The organism is Agrobacterium sp. H141, assembly GCF_057158725.1.
Map to the genome: position 1 here is coordinate 1735101 of NZ_CM169893.1, position 21720 is coordinate 1756820.

Below are 21720 nucleotides of genomic sequence, written 5' to 3' on the forward strand. Positions count from 1 at the left end.
GGCCATGCTTAAAACCATTGATATCATCATGATCGGGACCATGGTCGCTGCGGCTACCATTACCTATCAGATCAAGCACCATGCCGAGGACAAGCTCGAAGAGGTCCATAAGCTTGAGGCGGAAATCAAACTCGAGCACGACACGATAGACCTTCTGAAGGCGGATTGGGCGCTGCTGACGCAGCCGAACCGGCTGGAGCAATTGGTCAAGGTCTATGGCGATGAGCTGAAGCTCGAACCGACCGCACCCGATCAACTTGCGCGTCCCGATGAATTGCCCATGCGCCGCGATCAGCTTCCGCCCAAGGAGGAAATTGCAGAAGGTGAACATGCACCCACGGACGATATTTTAACCGGATCGGTGAAGCCATAATGTCATTTCTTTCCCGGCTCATGTTGCTCAAAAGCAAGGCGCATTTTTCCACAGACAGTCCTCGCGGCGGTGTGCCTGCCGATGGAATTTTCATCGGCGCCGGCAAGCGCAAGTCGGGGCTGGCGCGCAAGCGGGTCGGTTTGATGATTGCCGCCTTTGCGGTTGCCTATGGCGTCGTCGGCGTGCGGCTGATGCAGTATGGCTATGAGCAGCCGGAAGTGGTCTCCTCCATTCCGCCAGCTGACAGGTTGATGGCATCGCGCCCGGATATTCTCGACCGCAACGGTGAAGTGCTGGCGACCGATATTCGCACGGTGTCGCTGTTTGCCGAGCCGCACAAGATCGTCGATCCCGATGAGGCTGTCGAGAAACTCGCAACCGTCCTCAACGATCTCGACGTCAAGGATATTTATCGCAAGCTCTCCAACTCGAAGTCGCATTTTCAGTGGCTGCGCCGGCAGTTGACGCCCAAGCAGCAGAGCCAGATCCTGGCGCTTGGCATTCCAGGCATCGGCTTTCGTCCCGAAAAGCGCCGTTTCTATCCGGGAGGGGCTACGGCTTCGCATATCGTCGGTTACGTCAATATCGACAATCGCGGCATGTCGGGCATGGAAAAATATATCGACCAGCAGGGGCTTGCCGATCTGCGGGCGCTTGGGATGACGACAGATACACCGCTTGAGCCGGTAAAGCTGTCGATCGATCTGCGGGTGCAGAACATCGTTCACGATGTGGTCTCCGAAGCGCAGACAAAATATGAAGCCAAGGGGGCCGGCGCTGTCGTTCTCGATGTGCGCACCGGCGAGGTTCTCGCCATGGCTTCTTATCCCGATTTCGATCCCAACAATCCGGCCAGCGGTTCTGAAGAAGGCTGGCTGAACCGCATGTCCAACGGTACGTTCGAAATGGGGTCGACCTTCAAGTCTTTCACCACGGCGATGGCGCTGGATTCGGGCAAGGTGAAAATCACCGACTCATTCGATGCCAGCAAGCCGATCCGTATCGGCGGATTTACGATCAAGGATTTCCACGGCCAGCGCCGTGTGCTGACGGTGCCGGAAATCTTCAAATATTCATCCAATATCGGCACCGGCAAAATGGCCGATATCATCGGTATCGATGCCCATAAGGAATTCCTGACGCGTCTCGGCCTTTTGACCCGTATGGACACAGAATTGCCGGAAGTGAAAACGCCCAGCCAGCCGCGGGAATGGAAGAAGATCAATTCGATCACGATTTCCTTCGGCCACGGTGTGGCAACGACACCTCTGCAGACGGCGGTTGCCGGTGCCGCCCTCGTCAATGGCGGATATCTGATCGAGCCGACATTCCTGCCGCGGAACTCAGAGCAGGCCGCCCTGGTGGCCAAGAAGGTGATCCAGGACAAGACCAGTGACGAGATGCGCTATCTCTTCGGCTATAACGGGTTCGAGGGGTCCGGTCGCAATGCGCGTGTGCCAGGCTTCGATGTCGGCGGCAAGACCGGAACAGCCGACAAGGTGGTCAATGGTCGTTATGACTCGAAGCTCAACTTCAACGCATTCCTCGCAGCGTTTCCGATCAACGATCCGCAATATATCGTGCTGACCTTTTGTGACGAACCGCACAAGGGCAAGGACGGTCAGTCACCCATTGCCGGTTACACAGCTGCGCCCATGGTTCGCGACATAATTCGCAGAAGCGCCGCAATTCTCGGTGTAGAACCAAATTTCGGGGAAGCCGGTTCGGACTTGCTCGTATCATATTGAGGGATATTACTTCGCCGGGTGAGTCGTTGTTGATCCGGTGATGAGGGATAATACAGATCATGATTTTGCGAGAGTTGCCCTTTGGTGACGTGTTGCAGCAAGCTAAACTGCAGGGAAGTACAGGCGATCTCGAGATTTCCGGTCTTTCTGCGGACAGCCGGGCGGTCAGGCCGGGCATGCTGTTTGTGGCCTTGGCAGGTGTGAAGGCCGATGGCGCAAGCTTCGCCGCCGACGCTGTCTCAAAAGGTGCGGTTGCTGTCGTATCGTCTCATGATCTGGACGCTTCGGTGCCTGTGATTGTGGTCGACAATCCGAGGCGTTTTCTGGCCTTGGCAGCCGCACAGTTTTATGGCGCTCAGCCGGAGACAATGGTTGCCGTGACCGGAACAGCCGGCAAGACATCCGTCGCATCATTCACCCGGCAGATCTGGGCGCATGCAGGGTTGGCAGCGGCACAGATCGGCACGACCGGCGTCGTGTCACCCAGCCGAAATGAATATGGTTCGCTGACGACACCTGATCCTGTCGCTCTTCATGAGTTGCTTGCCGAACTTGCCGGTGAGGGGGTGACCCATGCGGCGATGGAGGCCTCCAGCCACGGGCTCGATCAGAGCCGCCTGGACGGTGTGAAGCTCTCAGCCGGCGCCTTTACCAATCTCGGCCGCGACCACATGGATTATCACCCGACGGTCGAGGACTATATGGCCGCCAAGATGCGTTTGTTCGATACGCTGCTGCCCAAGGGATCGCCTGCGGTGATCTTTGCCGATGACCGCTGGTCCGGTGAAGCGATCCGGGTGGCAACGGCTGCCGGCCACGATGTCCGCACGGTTGGTCGCAAGGGCAGCTTCATTGCACTGAAACGCGTCGAGCATTTTCGCCACAAGCAAGTGGCCGAAGTGCATGTCGATGGCCAGATCTTTGAAATCCAGTTGCCGCTCGCCGGTGACTTCCAGATCGCCAATGCGCTGGTGGCTGCAGGGCTTGCCATATCGACCGGCGTTTCTGCGGCACAGACCTTCAAGGCACTGGAAAAGCTTCAGGGGGCCGCAGGCCGGCTGGAACTGATCGGCCAGACCAAAACGGGGGCGCTGGCCTATGTCGATTACGCCCACAAGCCGGACGCGCTTGAGAATGTGCTGACGTCGGTTCGCCCCTTCACCAGCGGTCGCATCATCGTGGTGTTCGGTTGCGGCGGTAATCGCGACAAGGGTAAACGACCGATCATGGGCGAAATCGCCTGCCGGTTGGCTGATGTCGTGATTGTCACCGACGACAATCCACGCACCGAAGTGCCGGATGAAATCCGCGCCGAGATCATGGCGGCTGCACCGGGTGCCACAGAGATTGGCGACCGCGCGAAAGCGATCAAGTCCGCAGTGTCGATGCTGTCGTCCGGCGACACACTGATCGTGGCCGGCAAGGGACATGAGGAAGGGCAGATCGTCGGCGACGTCACGCTGCCATTCTCTGACCATACGGAACTTCGCAACGCATTGAAGGAACTGCAGCATTGACCTTGCTCTGGACATCGCAGGACATGGCCGAGGCCATGGGTGGACGTCCGGTGGGCCATCTGCCCGAGGGCATTACCGGCATTTCCATCGATAGCCGGTCGATCTCGCCGGGAGAGGCCTTTTTCGCCATCAAGGGCGACAGGGTCGATGGTCATGATTTCGCAAGCATTGCCATTGCCAATGGCGCGTCTCTTCTTGTCGTGAGCGAAGCCAAGCTGCCGGCACTTGGGCGGCTGGTCGTACCGATGATCGTGGTGGACGATGTGTTGGAGGCGCTGGTTCTGCTGGGCAAGGCTGCCCGCGCCAGAACACGCGCGAAGATCATCGGTGTTACCGGTTCAGTCGGCAAGACAACGACGAAGGAAATGCTGCGCAAGGTACTGGAGCCGTCCGGCAAGGTGCATGCAGCCGTTGCCTCGTTCAACAATCACTGGGGCGTGCCGCTCACTTTGGCACGCATGCCAGCCGATACCGAATACGGTATCTTTGAAATCGGCATGAACCATCCGGGTGAAATTCGTCCGCTGGTGAAACAGGTCAGGCCTCATGTTGCGGTCATCACCACGATCGCGCCCGCTCATCTCGGAAACTTCAAGGATATCGAGGAAATCGCCGTTGCAAAGGCTGAGATCTTTGAGGGGTTGGAGCCAGGTGGCCATGTTCTGCTCAACCGCGACAATAGCCAGTATGCGCTTCTGGAAAAGGCGGCACGGGCCGCGGGCGTGGAGAATATTCACAGTTTCGGCGAATATGCCAAAGCCGATTTCCGGCTGGCGGAATTCGACGGCGGGGCTGAGGTCTCAACCCTTTGGGCCGTCTTTGGCGGCAAGACGCATGAAATATTGCTCGGCGCGCCGGGCAAACATCTGGCCGAAAACGCCATGGCGGTCCTGGGCGTCGTCGCGCTGATTAGCGCGAATGTCGAATCTGCCATTGCAGCGCTTGGCGACCTGTCTCCCGTCAAAGGGCGTGGCGCCCGACACAAACTTGCCATCGACCGCAAGAGTTTCACGCTGATCGATGAAAGCTACAACGCCAATCCGGCATCGATGAGAGCGGCGATCTCCGTTCTGGCTTCTGCCAATCCGGACGGCGAGGGCCGGCGTATCGCCATTCTGGGCGACATGCTGGAAATGGGAGAATTTGCCGAAAGCGTTCACGCCGAGCTTGCAAGTCCATTGCTGGCCGCTGGAATCGAGCATGTCTGGCTTGCCGGTCCGGCCATGGTCGCGCTTCGGGATGCTTTGCCCGAAAGCGTGAAAGTCGAATACCATGAAAATACGGATGAACTGGCGGCTTTCGTTGTCTCATCGGTCCAAGCCGGCGATGTTTTGATGATAAAGTCGTCTTTGGGTATCGGGTTTGGGCGTATCGTGACCGCTCTGCTTGACAAGTTTGCTGCATTCTCCGACACGTCGCGCCAATCTTAATCAGGGCTTTCGGAAAGGGCACTCATGCTGATCTGGCTCGTTGAACTGTCGGACCATGTACAGTTCTTCAACCTCTTTCGTTACATCACGTTCCGGACAGGGGCTGCACTTTTCACCTCCGCGCTGATCGTTTTTCTATTCGGTCCGGCGATGATCAATTCCCTGCGTGTCCGTCAGGGCAAGGGCCAGCCGATCCGGGCTGATGGTCCTCAAACGCATTTCAAGAAGGCGGGTACGCCGACAATGGGTGGATTGATGATTCTGGCCGGTCTGGTCGGGTCGTCGCTGCTCTGGGCCGATCTGTCGAATATTTACGTCGTGTCGACGCTGCTGGTTACGCTCGGCTTCGGTGCCATAGGATTTTACGACGACTATCTGAAAGTGACCAAACAATCCGACAAGGGCTTTTCAGGGCGCGCGCGTCTTGGGATCGAGTTCCTGATTGCGGGCATTGCCGTCTACTTCATGATGCAGTCGGCCTTTGCAACGGCACCGCCCGGGTCAACGGCTGCATCGTCGGTCGCGTTTCCCTTCTTCAAAGACTTCATGATCAATCTGGGCATCTTCTTCGTGCTGTTTGGCGGTTTCGTCATCGTGGCTGCCGGCAATGCGGTCAATCTGACAGATGGCCTTGACGGCCTGGCCATCGTGCCGGTGATGATTGCTGCTGCATCCTTCGGAGTCATTTCCTATCTCGCGGGTAACGCCGTCTTTGCCAATTACCTCCAGATCAACTTTGTCGTCGGAACCGGTGAGCTTGCGGTCGTCATGGGCGCCGTGATCGGGGCCGGTCTCGGATTCTTGTGGTTCAACGCCCCGCCGGCTGCGATTTTCATGGGCGATACAGGGTCACTGGCACTGGGCGGTCTGATCGGCACGGTCGCCGTGGCGACCAAACACGAGATCGTCATGGCGATCATCGGTGGGCTGTTCGTGCTTGAGACCCTGTCCGTGATCATTCAGGTGGCCTGGTTCAAGACTACGGGCAAGCGCGTGTTTCTCATGGCGCCGATCCACCACCACTTCGAAAAACTCGGCTGGACTGAAAGCCAGGTTGTGATCCGATTCTGGATCATCGCGGTGGGGCTTGCCATGCTCGGTCTTTCCACCCTCAAGCTGCGGTAGTCGATCATGATCCCGGTCAAAACCTTCGCTGGCAAGGATGTCGCTCTGTTCGGTCTCGGCGGTTCGGGACTGGCAACGGCGAAGGCACTGGTTGCAGGCGGTGCCAAGGTGATGGCCTGGGACGATAATCCCGAAAGCGTTGCAAAGGCAGCCGCAGACGGCGTGCCAACCGCTGACTTGCGGGACATTGACTGGAACGCCCTGTCGGCCTTCGTTCTGTCTCCGGGCGTCCCGCTCACGCATCCCAAGCCGCATTGGTCGGTGACGCTGGCGCGGACCGCGGGCGTCGAGATCATCGGCGATGTGGAATTGTTCGTGCGGGAACGGCGTGCTTTGGCCCCGGATTGCCCTTTCATCGCAATCACCGGCACCAACGGAAAGTCGACCACGACCGCGTTGATTGCCCATATTCTGCAAAGCGCGGGTCGCGATACCCAGCTTGGCGGCAATATCGGTCGGGCAGTGCTCACACTCGATCCACCCAAGGCAGAGCGCTATTTCGTGGTCGAGTGCTCGTCCTATCAGATCGATCTCGCACCGACGTTGAATGCGAGCGCCGGTATCCTGCTCAACCTGACGCCGGATCATCTCGATCGCCACGGCACCATGCAGCACTATGCCGAGATCAAGGAAAGGCTGGTGGCGGGAAGCGATACATCCATCATCGCCGTTGACGACAGCTATTGCGCGCTGATTGCCGATCACATCGAAAACGGTGGCGGCAACGTGGAGCGCATCTCCAAACGTCAGCCGGTGGCTGAAGGCTTTTACAACGACGGTCACCGGATCATGCGCGCCCATATGGGCAAGACGGACGTTCTGGCAGACCTGAATGGTATTCCGACGCTTAAAGGCACCCACAACGCACAGAACGCTGCAGCCGCGATTGCTGCTTGCCTCGCGGTGGGTGTGTCTGCGGATGAGGTCAGGGCCGGGCTCAAGAGCTTTTCCGGCCTCAAGCACCGGATGCAGCCGGTCGGGCGTCGCGGCAATGTCGTGTTTGTCAACGATTCCAAGGCCACCAATGCGGAGGCCGCCGAGCCGTCACTTTCAAGCTATGAGCGGATCTACTGGATTGCGGGCGGGTTGCCCAAGGAAGGCGGTATCGCAAATCTGGCACCGCTTTTCCCGCGTATTGCCAAGGCCTATCTGATCGGCGAGGCGGCGTCGTCCTTTTCGGCGACACTGGGCGATGCGGTACCTTATGAAATTTCGGGCACTTTAGACAAAGCCGTTGCCCACGCTGCCGCCGATGCGGCCGAAGACAATCAAGATGCTGCGATTTTACTAGCCCCGGCTTGCGCAAGCTTCGATCAGTACAAGAACTTCGAGCTGCGTGGCGATTCGTTCGTAACGCAAGTTGCCGGGTTGCCCGGTATCAAGATGCTCGTCGAGGTTCCTCAAGGAGGGCAATGACATGGTAAGCCGCGCTGAGCGTGGTCCCGTCGCAGACTGGTTCTGGACGATCGATCGCCTTTTTCTCGTGCTCTTTCTGCTGTTGATGGGCGTGGGGCTGATGCTGTCTTTCGCGGCGTCTCCTGCTGTCGCCGAACGTTTGGGGCTGGACAGTTTTCACTTCGTCAAGCGTCAGGCGGTCTTCATGATCCCTGCCATAGGCGTAATGATCGGGCTGTCCTTCCTGACGCCAAGACAAGTGCGCCGTGCCGCCGTCCTGATGCTGGCGGCATCTCTGTTGCTGATGCTGATTGCGCTGTTCTTCGGCATCGAGGTCAAGGGTGCTCGTCGTTGGGTGACCATTGCCGGCCTGTCCATCCAGCCATCCGAATTCATGAAACCAGCCTTTGTGGTTGTCTGTGCCTGGCTGTTTGCCGAACATGCACGCCAGCCCGAGATACCCGGTAATCTGTTTGCCATCATCCTGTTCGGTGTGGTTGCAGCCCTGTTGATGGCGCAGCCTGACCTTGGACAAACCATTCTGACCTCGGTTGTGTGGGGGGCGATGTTCTTCATGGCGGGCATGCCCTGGCTCTGGATCACGCTTCTGGGCGGACTGGGAGCCTCGGGTATTGCGGTTGCCTATGTCACGCTCCCGCATGTGGCGGGACGAATAGACAGGTTCTGGACGGGCGAGGGCGATACATTTCAGGTCGATACCGCGCGCGAAGCCATCATTCGCGGCGACTGGCTTGGTCAGGGCCCGGGGGAGGGCATCGTCAAGCGCATCATTCCCGATAGCCATACCGACTTTATCTTTTCTGTCGCGGCCGAAGAGTTCGGCATTATCTTCTGCATGGTTCTGGTGTCGATCTTTGCCCTTCTGGTGCTGCGCGGTCTCAGCCATGCTTTCAAGGAACGCGACGACTTCAATCGCTTTGCCGTCGCCGGTCTCGTTCTTCAGATCGGCAGCCAGTCGCTGATTAATATCGGCGTCAACCTGCAGCTTCTTCCAGCCAAGGGCATGACCCTGCCGCTGATTTCCTATGGTGGTTCGTCGATGATCGCGATCTGCGTGACGGCGGGCTTCATTCTTGCACTGACACGGCGGCGTCCGGAAAAGCGGGCGCAGGAGCGCAGCCTGTTTCGAATCGCGCATGGCGTGCCGGCGGAGTAATTTCTATGTCCAAGGGTATTGTGTTTCTGGCTGCCGGAGGAACCGGCGGCCATTTGTTTCCGGCTGAGGCGCTGGCCCATGCGTTGATTGACCGCGGCTATCAGGTGCATCTGGTCACCGACCGACGGGCGGAGCGCTATGCCGGCCATTTCCCGGCCGAAACCATCCATACCATACCGTCGGCCACCATCGGCTCGAAGAATCCGGTCTCGGTTCTGAAAGCTGTGTGGACGCTTTGGCGCGGCATGCGGGCGGCGCGCAGACTGATGCGCGACGTCAAGCCAAAGATCGTTGTCGGTTTTGGCGGCTATCCGACCGTTCCTCCAATGATGGCTGCCAAGGGCCTTGGATTGCCGACGGTGCTGCATGAACAAAATGCTGTCATGGGGCGCGCCAACAAAGCGCTGGCCAAGGGCGTGCGGGCAATTGCCGGCGGTTTTCTGAGTGGCAGCGGCACCTATGGCGAAAAGACTGTGGTCACCGGCAATCCGGTTCGTCCCGCAGTCATCGCTGCGTCGTCCATCCCTTATGCGCCCTCTGAAGCCCAAAGACCGTTCCGTCTCGTTGTCTTCGGTGGCAGCCAGGGGGCGAGCTTTTTCTCCGGTGCCATTCCCCAGGCGATCCGCTTGCTGGATGCGCCGCTTCGCCAACGCCTCACTGTCAGCCAACAGGCGCGTGCCGAGGATCTCGACGAGGTCAAAGCCCAATATGCCGACCTCGGTGTGACGGCGGATATCGCGCCCTTCTTCAACGATATGGCGGGACGAATTGCGGCGGCACATCTGGTGATTTCACGCTCGGGCGCCTCGACCGTGTCTGAACTTTCGGTCATTGGCCGTCCATCACTGCTGGTGCCATATCCTTATGCGCTCGACCATGACCAGGCGGCCAACGCAGCGGCGCTTGCAGCCAGCGGTGGCGCGATAGTGACTGCCCAGTCCGACCTCTCGCCGGAACGCCTTTCAGAGGTTATCTCTCAGGCGATGCTGGACCCGCAGCGGCTTTCAGGAATGGCAGACAGCGCGCGCCGGGTTGGTAAACCTGATGCGACACGCTTGCTTGCTGACCTCGTTGAGGCTATTGCCGCAGGCACAAGCGTCAATGATTTCAAAGGAACGACGTCATGAAAATGCCGACCAGCATCGGCCTTGTGCATTTCATCGGCATTGGTGGTATCGGCATGAGCGGTATCGCCGAGGTGTTGCATAATCTCGGGCACAAGGTTCAGGGCTCGGACCAGTCCGACAGTGCCAATGTGCAACGTCTGCGCGAAAAGGGCATTCCTGTATTCGTTGGCCACGAGGCGGAAAACCTTGGCGAGGCCGAAGTCGTTGTGGTCTCCACCGCGATCAAGAAGAGCAATCCTGAACTCATCGCTGCGCGTGAAAAGCTGCTGCCTATCGTGCGCCGCGCTGAAATGCTGGCTGAGCTTATGCGCTTCCGCAATGCGATCGCCATCGGCGGCACGCATGGCAAGACCACGACGACGTCCATGGTTGCCGCGCTGCTGGATGCCGGCGATCTCGATCCGACGGTAATCAATGGCGGAATCATCAACGCCTATGGCACCAATGCGCGCATGGGTGAGGGCGAGTGGATGGTTGTCGAAGCCGACGAATCGGACGGCACCTTCCTGAAGCTGCCAGCCGAAGTGGCTGTCGTGACCAATATCGATCCGGAGCATCTGGATCACTACGGCAATTTCGATGCGGTGCGGGCGGCCTTCCGCCAGTTCGTCGAGAATGTGCCGTTTTACGGTTTTGGCGTGATGTGCCTCGATCATCCGGAAGTGCAGGCGCTCGTCGGCAAGATCGAGGACCGCAAGGTCATCACTTACGGCGAAAATCCGCAGGCAGATGTGCGTTTTTCCAACGTGCGCCTTGAGGGCACAAAGTCTATCTTCGATGTTGAGATTCGCCGTCGTCGGACCGGTCGAGTCTTCAATTTCAAGGATCTGATGTTGCCCATGCCCGGTCGTCACAATATTTCCAATGCCTGCGCCGCGATAGCGGTTGCCAACCGGCTCGGCATCAGCGAGGCGGCGATCAAGAAGGGGCTGTCGAGCTTTGGCGGGGTCAAGCGTCGCTTTACCCTGACCGGCACATGGAACGGTGTGCAGGTGTTCGATGACTACGGTCACCATCCAGTCGAGATCAAGTCGGCAATCCGGGCGGCACGCGAATCGAGCAGCGGGCGGATCATCGCGGTCCATCAGCCGCATCGCTATAGCCGACTTGCAAGCCTGTTTGACGATTTTGCCAATTGCTTCAACGATGCAGACAGCATTTTTATCGCACCGGTTTATGCCGCTGGCGAAGATCCAGTCGACGGTGTTGATGCTGAAGCGCTGGTGTCGCGGATCAAGGCCAGCGGTCATCGCGATGCTCGTTATATGGCGTCTCCCGACAAGCTTGCGCCGATGATTGCCGAACTCGCCAAGCCCGGAGATTTTGTGATTTTGCTCGGTGCTGGCAATATTACCCAATGGGCCGCATCGCTGCCCGGCGAACTCAATGCCTTTTCAGGAAATGCGTGAATGAAGCAGGTTGACGGAGAAAAATTGCTGGCGTCGCTGGGGCCCGAGGTTGAAAACCTCAAGGGTCGGCTGACACCGAATGCGCCGATGGATCGTGTTACCTGGTTTCAGGCCGGCGGGCTCGCCGAGTTGATGTTCCAGCCGCATGACGTCGAGGATCTGGTGACCTTCCTGAAGCTGCTGCCCGATGATGTGCCGGTGACACCCGTCGGTGTCGGCTCAAACCTTCTGGTGCGTGACGGTGGTATCAAGGGTGTGGTCATTCGCCTCTCTGCCAAGGGCTTCGGCCAGGTTGAACTGGCCGGCGAGAATCGCATTCGCGCCGGTGCGATCTGCCCCGACAAGCATATCTCGGCGATGGCGATGGATAACGGCATCGGCGGATTTCATTTTTATTACGGTATTCCCGGCAGCATCGGCGGTGCCGTGCGCATGAATGCAGGTGCCAACGGTTCGGAGACCGCATCGCGTCTGGTCGAGGTCGAGGCGGTGGATCGCAAGGGAAATCTGCTGACATTGTCGAATGCGGATATGGGCTACAGCTATCGCCATTCATCGGCTCCAGCAGGTGTCATCTTCACGCATGCCACCTTCGAGGGGTACCCGGAGGAGAAGGCCAAGATTCGTCAGGACATGGATGCCGTTCGCACCCATCGCGAGACAGTTCAGCCGGTCAAGGAGAAGACTGGTGGCTCGACGTTCAAGAATCCAGCGGGTCATTCGGCCTGGGAATTGATCGACGAGGCGGGCTGCCGTGGTTTGATGATCGGTGGTGCGCAGATGTCTTCCCTTCACTGCAATTTCATGATCAATACCGGTCAAGCGAGCGGTTACGATCTGGAATATCTGGGCGAGACCGTTCGTCAGAAGGTCTTTGAAAAGTCCGGCATCAAGCTGGAATGGGAGATCAAACGGCTCGGCGTCTTCATGCCGGATCGCGAAATCGAACCTTTTCTGGGCCAGCCCAACGAATAACGCAGTTCGGGCAGGCTGATATGGCTCTGCCCGAAACGCAACCGCGGCTGCATGAGGCAGCTTGCGAGGGGATGATTCCGAACCGGATCACTGATTCCGGGCTTTGGCAGAATCGTCCGGCGAACACCCCTCTGCCTGCCGGTGGAAAAGCGTCTGTTTACCAGATTGCTGATGGTCATCTGAGCAGCGTGAGAATGGGGTCTCTTAGCCTTCTTCAATGAAAACAGTTGTTTAAAGCGCTTTTTTCGGGCGCGGAGCAAAATATTTTTCGCGTCAAAATGGCGTCGGTTAACGAAAGTAAACACTTCATTAACCTTAATGTTGTTCTACTAACGCTACGCAAAACAGGACCGCATCGGTCGCGGGTTTCGCGGAAGTGAAGTGGCGCAAGGCACGAGAATCGCCAGGAGCGTTTATGGGTAGCAAGCATGTCGCCGTCCTTATGGGTGGCTTTTCCTCAGAGCGGCCGGTCAGTCTGGCTTCGGGCGAGTCGTGTGCAGCGGCTCTCGAGGCCGAGGGTTATCGCGTCACCCGTGTGGATGTCGGCCGTGATGTTGCTGCCGTGCTTGCCGATCTGCGCCCCGACGTCGCATTCAATGCGCTGCATGGACCTTATGGCGAAGACGGCACCGTTCAGGGCGTGCTCGAATATCTTCAGATACCCTACACCCATTCCGGCGTTCTGGCTTCGGCGCTTGCCATGGACAAGGGGCAGGCCAAGGTCGTTGCTGCCGCTGCCGGCGTTCCCGTTGCCGACGCCAAGATCCTGATGCGTCACGATATCGGTCGCGCGCATCCCATTGAGCCTCCCTATGTGGTGAAACCCGTCAGCGAAGGCTCCAGCTTTGGCGTTGTGATTGTCCAGGAAGGTCAGTCGCATCCGCCGCAGGTCCTGACCTCGTCCGAGTGGCGCTATGGCGACCGTGTCATGGTTGAGCGCTATGTCGCCGGCCGTGAATTGACCTGCGCTGTGATGGACGGCAAGGCGCTGGGTGTCACCGAGATCGTTCCTAAAGGTCACGCCTTTTATGACTATGATTCCAAATATGTCGTGGGGGGCTCGGAGCACGTTCTGCCGGCTAAAATTTCATTAAATATTTACCAAAAAATACAAGAGTTCGCAGTCAAGGCGCATCAGGCCGTAGGGTGTCGCGGTGTTTCGCGGTCGGACTTTCGTTTTGACGATCGCCTGTCCGAGGATGGTGAGTTGATCTGGCTTGAAGTCAATACGCAGCCAGGCATGACCCCAACCTCTCTGGTGCCTGAGATGGCGGCTCATGCGGGCTACACTTTTGGTGAGTTTTTGCGTTGGATGGTGGAGGACGCGTCGTGTTTTCGCTGAACGGCAATAGACGGTCTGGTATGTCGGTTTCTGATTCGTCCAATGGCGAGCAGCTGGTGCTGCCGCGTCCTGTGCGTCGGCTGGTGCGTGTTGCTGTCGGTCTGGGCACTGGCCGCATTGTGTTGCCGGAAAGCCTTGGTCGTATCTCGCTTGCCGGCTATTGCATTGCCGTCGTTTCGTTCGGCGTGGGCGTTGGCGGTCATGGTCAGGGCTTCGTTCAGGCTGTGACATCCATGGCTGGTTTTGCCATCGAAGATGTGAAGGTCGCCGGCAACCGCCAGACCTCTGAAATCGATATTCTCCAGACCCTCGGCCTTGATGGCACGACATCTCTGCTGGCGCTGGATATCGACACCGCTCGTCGTTCGCTTGCCAATCTGCCCTGGGTCGAAAAAGCTGAAGTGCGCAAGATTTATCCGGCAACCGTTGAGGTGATGCTCGAAGAGCGCAAGGCCTACGGTATCTGGCAGCACGGCAACGAGCTTTCTCTGATCGAGAAGAACGGTAGCGTGATTGGCCCGTTGCGCGACAACAAGTTCTCCGGCCTTCCGCTGTTCGTTGGTCGCGATGCCGAAACGGCAGCTGCGAGCGTCGAAGACGAGTTTTCGCGCTGGCCTGACATTGCTTTTCGCATCAAGGCTTTCGTTCGGATCGCCGGTCGTCGCTGGGATGTGCATCTCGACAACGGCATCATCGTGAAGCTGCCGGAAACCAATCTTGCTGGCGCTCTGGACCGTCTGGAAAAATTCAATGCGCAGAACCAGATTCTGGAGCGCGACATTGCGGCCATCGACCTGCGCCTCGACGATCGCGTTGCCGTGCGTTTGACACCTGAAGCTCTGGAACGCCGTCAGACGGCTATCGCCGAGCGCGACAAGCTGATCAAAAAAGCGGGAGAGCGCATATGAGCCTCTTCGGTCACCAGAATTTCGGCCTGCCGCGCCTCAAGCCCCTGTCGTCCAAGCGGATGCAGATCGTGTCGGTGCTCGACATCGGCTCGACCAAGGTCGTTTGCATGATCGGTCGCTTGACGCCCTGCAAGGAAAGCGATGTCTTGCCGGGCCGCACCCACAGCGTCGAAATCATCGGTATCGGCCACCAGCGTTCGCGTGGCGTCAAATGTGGCGTCATCGCTGATCTGGACGCGGTCGAAAGCGTCATCCGCAATGCGGTCGATGCAGCCGAACGTATGGCTGGCCTCACCATCGACAGCCTGATTGTCAACGTGTCGGCTGGCCGCCTGGGCAGCGATGTCTACACCGCGACAATCGATCTCGGCGGTCAGGAAGTCGAAGCCGGCGATCTGCGCAAGGTGCTTGTTGCGGCTGGCCAGCAGTCCCAGAACAACGACCGTGCAGTTCTCCACTCGCTGCCAACCGGTTTCATGCTGGACGGCGAACGCGGTGTTCGCGATCCGCTCGGCATGTATGGCGATGCGCTCGGCGTGGACATGCATGTCGTGACAGCCGAGCGTGCTGCCCTGAAGAATCTGGAGCTTTGCATCAACCGCGCGCATCTGAGCGTGGAAGGTGTCGTGGCGACGCCATATGCCAGCGGTCTTGCAGCGCTCGTCGATGACGAGGTTGAACTGGGTTGCGCTGCCATCGATATGGGCGGCGGTACGACGACGATTTCGGTTTTCGCCGAAGGCAAGCTCATTCACACCGACGCAATCGGTCTTGGCGGTCATCATGTCACCACCGATCTGGCGCGCGGTCTGTCGACCCGGATCGAGGATGCCGAGCGTTTGAAGGTCGTTCACGGTTCTGCGCTTTCGACGGCAGCCGACGAGCGTGACGTGATTGCCGTTCCACCGATCGGCGAAGATGACCGCGACCTGCCGAGCCAGGTGTCGCGCGCACTGATTTCCCGGATTATCCGGGCTCGCATCGAGGAGACGCTGGAACTGATCCGCGATCGGATCCAGAAATCGGGTTTCAGCCCGGTTGTCGGAAAGCGGATCGTTTTGACCGGGGGAGCAAGCCAGCTCACCGGTCTGCCGGAAGCCGCACGTCAGATCCTGGCACGCAATGTGCGGATCGGTCGCCCCATGGGCGTATCCGGCCTGCCGGCTGCAGCCAAGGGACCGGCATTCTCCACGGCGGTCGGGTTAATGATTTACCCGCAGGTCGCGGATCTGGAGACACATGCAGGACAAAATGGCCTGTTTTCTCCATTCGCGAACGGAAATGGTCGAATTGCCCGCGTAGGGCAGTGGCTGAGGGAAAGTTTTTGAATTCTGTCCGGTCGCCGTTGGCAGCGGCGCCGGGCAAAAAAGAGCAGTGATCAGGCCAGCGTGGCGATGCGGCCTAATAGAGAAGGAATTGGACCATGACGATTAAGCTGCAAAAGCCAGACATCACTGAACTGAAGCCACGTATCACCGTATTCGGTGTTGGTGGCGGCGGCGGAAATGCTGTCAACAACATGATCACGGCCGGCCTGGAAGGCGTCGACTTCGTTGTCGCCAACACAGACGCTCAGGCGCTGACCATGACCAAGGCTGATCGGGTTATTCAGCTCGGCGTGAGTGTAACGGAAGGCCTCGGCGCGGGTTCGCAGCCTGAAGTCGGTCGTGCGGCTGCTGAAGAGTGCATCGACGAAATCATCGATCACCTGTCGGGTACGCATATGTGCTTCGTCACCGCCGGTATGGGTGGTGGTACCGGTACGGGTGCTGCTCCGGTTGTTGCCCAGGCCGCCCGCAACAAGGGTATCCTGACGGTTGGCGTTGTCACAAAGCCATTCCAGTTTGAAGGTGCACGCCGCATGCGGCTGGCAGAATCGGGTATCGAGGAGCTTCAGAAGTCGGTCGACACTCTGATCGTCATCCCGAACCAGAACCTCTTCCGCATCGCCAACGACAAGACGACATTCGCTGACGCCTTTGCCATGGCCGACCAGGTTCTCTATTCGGGTGTTGCCTGCATCACCGACCTGATGGTCAAGGAAGGCCTGATCAACCTCGACTTCGCCGACGTTCGCTCGGTGATGCGCGAGATGGGCCGTGCGATGATGGGTACCGGCGAGGCTTCCGGCGAAGGTCGTGCGATGCAGGCTGCAGAAGCCGCTATTGCAAACCCGCTGCTCGACGAGACCTCGATGAAGGGTGCTCAGGGCCTGCTGATCTCCATCACCGGTGGCCGCGATCTGACACTCTTCGAAGTGGACGAAGCTGCAACCCGTATTCGCGAAGAAGTCGATCCGGATGCCAATATCATCCTCGGTGCAACCTTCGACGAAGCGCTGGAAGGCATCATCCGCGTGTCGGTTGTTGCGACCGGTATCGACCGCGAAATCAACGCACGTGGCGGCAACACCTATGAAGTGACGCCACGCGCTGCTGCCCGTCCTTCCATTGCGTCGTCGGGACCTGCCGCGCAGCCGGCTCCGGCTCCGGCTCCTGCACCAAAGGCCGTCGATTCGGTTGCAGATACGATCCGTTCGGCTGAAGCCGAAATGGAGCGTGAACTGGACATCGAGATCAACCGCCAGCCATCGGCTCCTGCTGCTGAAACCTTCCGCCCGCAGAGCAAGCTGTTCAATGCGCCTCCGGCTCATGAAGCCCCTGTCGCCGTACCGCAGGCACAGCCGGCTCCAGCGATGGTCCGTCCGGCCGCGCCTCAGCCGGCACCGCAGCCGGCCCCTGTTCGTCAGGAGCCGCAGGCCGTTGCACCGCGCCCGATGGCCGAGCCCGTTCGCATGCCAAAGGTTGAGGACTTTCCACCTGTCGTCCAGGCCGAAATCGATCGCCGTGGCCAGGCACAGGGCGTTCAGACCGACGAACGTGGTCCGATGGGCCTGTTGAAGCGGATCACCAACTCGCTTGGACGCCATCAGGATGAGGAATCGGTCGAATCCGACATGACAGGGACGCCTCCCGCTGCTTCACAGCAGCGTCGCCCTCTGTCTCCGGAAGCAAGCCTCTATGCGCCACGCCGTGGTCAGCTCGACGATCATGGCCGTGCAACACCTGCGTCGCATACGTCTCATGATGACGATCAGCTCGAGATCCCGGCATTCCTTCGCCGTCAGTCGAGCTGATAACAATCGTAAATTCGAATAAGCAGGGCCCGAGCTTCGTGCTCGGGCCTTCTTATTTCGGTATCGCGTAAGCCCATAATTTCGCAGGAGTTTCCAACTCCGTTCTTTCGTTACATTCAGAAAGAAACAGTGATTTGGAATGTGTTGCGGGCATACGTATGTATTGTCCGAAACGGAAGGGTGCTTGCCGACTTCGTGCAGGATTTCCGGGATAGTATGAGCGGTGTGTCAGCTTCGAGGAGCGACCTTAGCACCGCGACAGGAAGGTACGCATTTTATGTCAATCGGTTTGCTGGGGTTTCAGTCTACAATCGCGTTTGCCATTTCGCTGAAGGGCATAGGCGTTCATTCCGGAACCGAGGTGACATTGAATTTTCTGCCGGCTGAGGCGGATAGCGGCATCGTCTTTCACCGTCTGCACGAGAATGGCAGCGTGACAGAGCTGAAAGCAGTGTCATCCCAGGTGGGCAATACTGATCTTTGCACCGTGCTTGGCGTTCAGGCCGACCGCTCGATTGCGACAATCGAACATGTGATGGCAGCGATCTACGCACTTGGAATCGATAACCTCGTGATTGAGGTGGACGGTGCCGAGATGCCGATCATGGACGGCAGCTCCGAACCCTTCATCGATGCGATCAATCAGGTCGGCATTCGCAACCTGAGGGCCAAACGTCGTTATATCCGTGTTATCAAGCCGGTCCGTATCGAAGCTGGCGCGTCCTGGGCAGAATTTCGACCGCATCATGGTACGCGGTTCGAAGTCGAGATCGATTTCGACAGCCCGTTGATCGGTCGTCAGGGCTGGCAGGGCGAACTGACGGCTGAGAGCTTTACAACCGAATTGTCGCGCGCACGAACCTTCGGCTTCATGCGCGATGTTGAGAAACTCTGGGCTGCAGGTTTTGCGCTCGGTTCATCGCTTGAAAACTCCGTGGTCATTTCCGATGACGACACAGTCATCAACATGGAAGGCCTGCGTTACGCCGACGAGTTCGGCCGGCACAAGACACTGGATGCCGTTGGCGATCTGGCGCTGGCCGGTGCGCAATTCATCGGCTGCTACCGTTCTTATCGTGGTGGCCACAAGCTGAATTCGAATGCGCTGAAGGCTTTGCTCAACGATCCAACCGCTTACGAAATTGTCGAGGCGCCGAGGCGTGAGACAAATGCACGGGCACGTGAATTCGTTGCGGTCAATGAGCCGGGCTTCGCGCCCTGGGCTGCTGAGGTTTAAGGGAAAGGCCTTGCCTTTCTCTGTCATGTGGGAGGCCCGGGTTTAAGAATAAAACCGGGCGTGGTGGTCAAGCTGCCATAAAAATGCGTTAAATCACCATCATTGCGTTGCTCTCATGCCGCATTTGTGGCTAGAAACGCCAGTTGTCGGTGGCCATTTACTCGGGCTATCTGCAGCAGGATACTTTTTGAAGAGTGATGTAGGGTCGAGAATGCTCAATAAAGCAGCGCGGATCGCCACTGTATGTTTTCTGATGACGGCTCCCGGAGCGCTTCTGGCAGGTTGCCAGTCCGACCCCGACATCGATATCACAAAGCTGGCGGCGGAAACCGATCCGCCGGATGTGCTGTACAACCAGGGCCTCGCCAACATCAAAGCCGGGAATATGGCCGAGGCTGGCCGCAAGTTCGATGCGGTGGATGCGCAGCATCCGTTCTCCGAGTGGTCGCAGAAGGCGCTGGTGATGAGCACCTTCGTGAAGTATCGCACCGGTCGTTATACCGATGCTGTTACCACCGGCGGTCGTTATCTCAATCTTTATCCGCGTTCCGATGATTCGGCCTATGTGCAGTATCTGATCGGGCTGTCCTACTGGAAGCAGATCGTTGACGTGACCCAGGACCAGGCGTCGTCGGTCAAGACGATCGATGCCATGCAGAAGGTCGTCAATGACTATCCGGATTCGGAGTATGTCGAGGACGCGCAGGCGAAGATCCGTTTTGCACGCGACCAGCTTGCCGGGCGCGAAATGCAGGTCGGCCGCTATTATCTTGAGCGCAAGGAATATCTGGCCGCCATTTCGCGCTTCCGCAAGGTCGTGGAAGACTACAGCAATACCAACCAGATCGAAGAAGCGCTCGCGCGGCTCGTCGAGGCCTATTATGCAATGGGCGTGGTTCAGGAGGCCCAGACGGCTGCGGCTGTGCTCGGTCACAACTATCCTGACAGCCAGTGGTATGCCGATTCCTACAAGCTCCTGAAGGGTAAGGGTCTTGAACCGCGTGAAAATCCGGGTTCCTGGATTGCGAGGGCGGGCAAGAAGTTTATCCTCGGGACCTGAGTACTGATTCCTACGACCGAGATAGAACGCTATGCTGGTTCAGTTATCGATCCGTGACATCGTCTTGATCGAGCGGCTGGATCTAGCCTTCGAGGCCGGACTTTCCGTGCTGACCGGCGAGACCGGCGCTGGCAAATCCATCCTTCTCGACAGCCTGTCGCTCGCCCTTGGCGGGCGGGGCGATGGCTCTCTCGTGCGTCATGGTGCCGACAAGGGGCAGGTTACCGCCGTTTTCGACGTCGGCACGATGCATGCGGCGCGAAAGCTGCTGAGCGAGAACGGTGTCGACGATGATGGCGACCTGATCTTCCGACGCCAGCAAAATGCCGATGGTCGAACCAAGGCCTATATCAACGACCAACCCGTCAGCGTGCAGCTCATGCGCCAGGTCGGCCAGTTGATGGTGGAAATTCACGGTCAGCATGATGATCGCGCACTGGTGGATACCGACGCACATCGTGCTCTTCTGGATGCATTCGCAGGTCTTGCAGAAGAGGCGGCCTCTGTCGGTGAGAAATACCACAAGTGGCGCGAGGCCGAGCGAGCCTTCAAGACCCACAAGGCAAAGGTGGAAGCTGCGGCCCGCGAGGCCGATTATCTGCGCGCCTCCGTCGAGGAGCTGGAGGGATTGGCACCGGCGGATGGCGAGGAAGACGAACTGGCAGAACGCCGCTCCGTGATGCAAAAGGCCGAGCGTATCGCCGGTGATATTTCCGAAGCCTCCGATTTCCTCAACGGTCATTCTTCCCCTGTTCCATTGATTGCCTCGCTCGTCCGGCGGCTGGAACGCAAGAGCCATGAAGCGCCGGGCCTGTTGGAAGAGACGGTTGAGCTGCTGGATGCGGCGCTGGACAACCTGTCCAATGCCCAGATGGAAGTGGAAGCGGCCCTGAGGCGGGCTGAGTATGATCCAAAGGAGCTGGAGCGGGTCGAGGAGCGTCTCTTTGCGCTTCGGGCCGCGGGGCGTAAATACTCGGTGCCGGTGACGGCTCTTCCAGCCTTGGCCGAGAAGATGGTCGCCGATCTCGCCGATCTCGATGCCGGCGAGGAAAAACTCGGACGGCTGGAAGCGGCCGTTGGCGAACAAAAGGCATTGTTCGATCATGCAGCCAAGGCACTTTCGGCAAAGCGTCAAAATGCCGGTTCGGCGTTGAGCCGGGCCGTTATGGACGAGCTTCCGGCGCTGAAGCTTGAGCGCGCAACTTTCATGGTTGAGGTGTTGAGCGATCCGGAGACGCCCAAGGCCGAGGGTATCGACACTGTTGAATTCCATGTGCAGACGAACCCCGGTACGCGTCCGGGACCGATCATGAAGGTCGCGTCCGGTGGTGAGTTGTCGCGCTTCCTTCTGGCGCTCAAGGTTGCCCTGGCCGATCGGGGATCTGCGCCGACCCTGGTCTTCGATGAAATTGACACGGGTGTCGGTGGCGCCGTTGCAGACGCAATCGGTCAAAGGCTGAAACGGCTTTCAAGCAAGGTTCAGGTTCTGTCTGTTACCCATGCGCCGCAAGTGGCGGCACGGGCGGCGACTCACCTGTTGATATCCAAAGGTCCGACAGAGGGGGCAGGCGATAGTATCTCCACACGTGTTGCCACGATGTCCGAAGATCACCGCCGGGAAGAAATTGCCCGCATGCTGGCGGGGGCCTCGATTACGGATGAGGCGAGGGCGGCTGCAGCAAAATTGCTGGCTGGTGATCACTGAACGAAAGACGCCCTGGGACGTTATACTCTTCGGCAATTGACGGAGTGCTTCTCGCT

General features: G+C 58.5%; 17 protein-coding genes. All 17 read left to right on the top strand.

What is annotated here, in order from left to right; translation table 11 throughout:
- Positions 1-4 precede the first annotated feature (4 nt).
- The 17 genes from ftsL (at position 5) to recN (ending at position 21664) form a co-directional block, all read left to right on the top strand.
- Positions 5-373 (top strand): cell division protein FtsL, encoded by a 369-nt coding sequence (ftsL, locus tag ACWPM9_RS07910; protein WP_428187177.1) that lies wholly within the window; start codon positions 5-7, stop codon positions 371-373.
- Positions 373-2121 carry a peptidoglycan D,D-transpeptidase FtsI family protein gene (locus tag ACWPM9_RS07915; protein ID WP_428187176.1) on the top strand — a complete coding sequence of 583 codons (1749 nt, stop codon included), beginning with the start codon at positions 373-375 and terminating at the stop codon, positions 2119-2121. The genes ftsL and ACWPM9_RS07915 overlap by 1 nt, the downstream gene beginning before the upstream one ends.
- Before the next feature lie 59 nt (positions 2122-2180).
- Positions 2181-3638 carry a UDP-N-acetylmuramoyl-L-alanyl-D-glutamate--2,6-diaminopimelate ligase gene (locus ACWPM9_RS07920; protein ID WP_484757315.1) on the top strand — a complete coding sequence of 486 codons (1458 nt, stop codon included), beginning with the start codon at positions 2181-2183 and terminating at the stop codon, positions 3636-3638.
- Positions 3635-5068, top strand: coding sequence for a UDP-N-acetylmuramoylalanyl-D-glutamyl-2,6-diaminopimelate--D-alanyl-D-alanine ligase (locus ACWPM9_RS07925; protein ID WP_484757316.1), 1434 nt, complete (start codon positions 3635-3637; stop codon positions 5066-5068). Before ACWPM9_RS07920 ends, ACWPM9_RS07925 begins: the two co-directional genes overlap by 4 nt.
- Positions 5069-5092: 24 nt before the next feature.
- The gene (gene mraY / locus ACWPM9_RS07930) at positions 5093-6193 is read left to right on the top strand and encodes a phospho-N-acetylmuramoyl-pentapeptide-transferase (RefSeq protein WP_428187173.1); all 1101 of its coding nucleotides are present in this window, start codon (positions 5093-5095) and stop codon (positions 6191-6193) included.
- Positions 6194-6199: 6 nt separating this feature from the next.
- A complete protein-coding gene (gene murD, locus ACWPM9_RS07935) occupies positions 6200-7609 on the top strand; it encodes a UDP-N-acetylmuramoyl-L-alanine--D-glutamate ligase (RefSeq protein WP_484757317.1) in 1410 nt (469 codons plus the stop codon).
- A gap of 1 nt (position 7610) precedes the next feature.
- On the top strand, positions 7611-8765 hold the full coding sequence (ftsW, locus tag ACWPM9_RS07940) for a putative lipid II flippase FtsW (RefSeq protein WP_428187171.1): 1155 nt from the start codon (positions 7611-7613) through the stop codon (positions 8763-8765).
- A gap of 5 nt (positions 8766-8770) precedes the next feature.
- A complete protein-coding gene (gene murG, locus ACWPM9_RS07945; RefSeq protein WP_484757318.1) occupies positions 8771-9892 on the top strand; it encodes an undecaprenyldiphospho-muramoylpentapeptide beta-N-acetylglucosaminyltransferase in 1122 nt (373 codons plus the stop codon).
- Positions 9889-11301, top strand: a complete 1413-nt coding sequence (gene murC / locus ACWPM9_RS07950; protein ID WP_484757319.1) for a UDP-N-acetylmuramate--L-alanine ligase — start codon at positions 9889-9891, stop codon at positions 11299-11301. Before murG ends, murC begins: the two co-directional genes overlap by 4 nt.
- Positions 11302-12276 (top strand): UDP-N-acetylmuramate dehydrogenase, encoded by a 975-nt coding sequence (murB, locus tag ACWPM9_RS07955; RefSeq protein ID WP_484757320.1) that lies wholly within the window; start codon positions 11302-11304, stop codon positions 12274-12276.
- Between the two features lie 415 nt (positions 12277-12691).
- Positions 12692-13618 carry a D-alanine--D-alanine ligase gene (locus tag ACWPM9_RS07960; RefSeq protein WP_484757321.1) on the top strand — a complete coding sequence of 309 codons (927 nt, stop codon included), beginning with the start codon at positions 12692-12694 and terminating at the stop codon, positions 13616-13618.
- Positions 13619-13638: 20 nt separating this feature from the next.
- A complete protein-coding gene (locus tag ACWPM9_RS07965) occupies positions 13639-14526 on the top strand; it encodes a cell division protein FtsQ/DivIB (protein ID WP_484757322.1) in 888 nt (295 codons plus the stop codon).
- Positions 14523-15854 carry a cell division protein FtsA gene (ftsA, locus tag ACWPM9_RS07970; protein ID WP_428187165.1) on the top strand — a complete coding sequence of 444 codons (1332 nt, stop codon included), beginning with the start codon at positions 14523-14525 and terminating at the stop codon, positions 15852-15854. The genes ACWPM9_RS07965 and ftsA overlap by 4 nt, the downstream gene beginning before the upstream one ends.
- A 95-nt stretch (positions 15855-15949) precedes the next feature.
- Positions 15950-17662, top strand: coding sequence for a cell division protein FtsZ (gene ftsZ, locus ACWPM9_RS07975; RefSeq protein ID WP_484757323.1), 1713 nt, complete (start codon positions 15950-15952; stop codon positions 17660-17662).
- A 277-nt stretch (positions 17663-17939) separates the two neighbouring features.
- Entirely contained in the window at positions 17940-18899 is a 960-nt protein-coding gene (gene lpxC / locus ACWPM9_RS07980; RefSeq protein WP_484757324.1) for a UDP-3-O-acyl-N-acetylglucosamine deacetylase, read from the top strand.
- 211 nt (positions 18900-19110) lie between these two features.
- A complete protein-coding gene (locus tag ACWPM9_RS07985) occupies positions 19111-19959 on the top strand; it encodes an outer membrane protein assembly factor BamD (RefSeq protein WP_428187162.1) in 849 nt (282 codons plus the stop codon).
- Positions 19960-19990: 31 nt separating this feature from the next.
- Positions 19991-21664 carry a DNA repair protein RecN gene (recN, locus tag ACWPM9_RS07990; RefSeq protein WP_484757325.1) on the top strand — a complete coding sequence of 558 codons (1674 nt, stop codon included), beginning with the start codon at positions 19991-19993 and terminating at the stop codon, positions 21662-21664.
- The last annotated feature ends 56 nt before the right edge of the window (positions 21665-21720 follow it).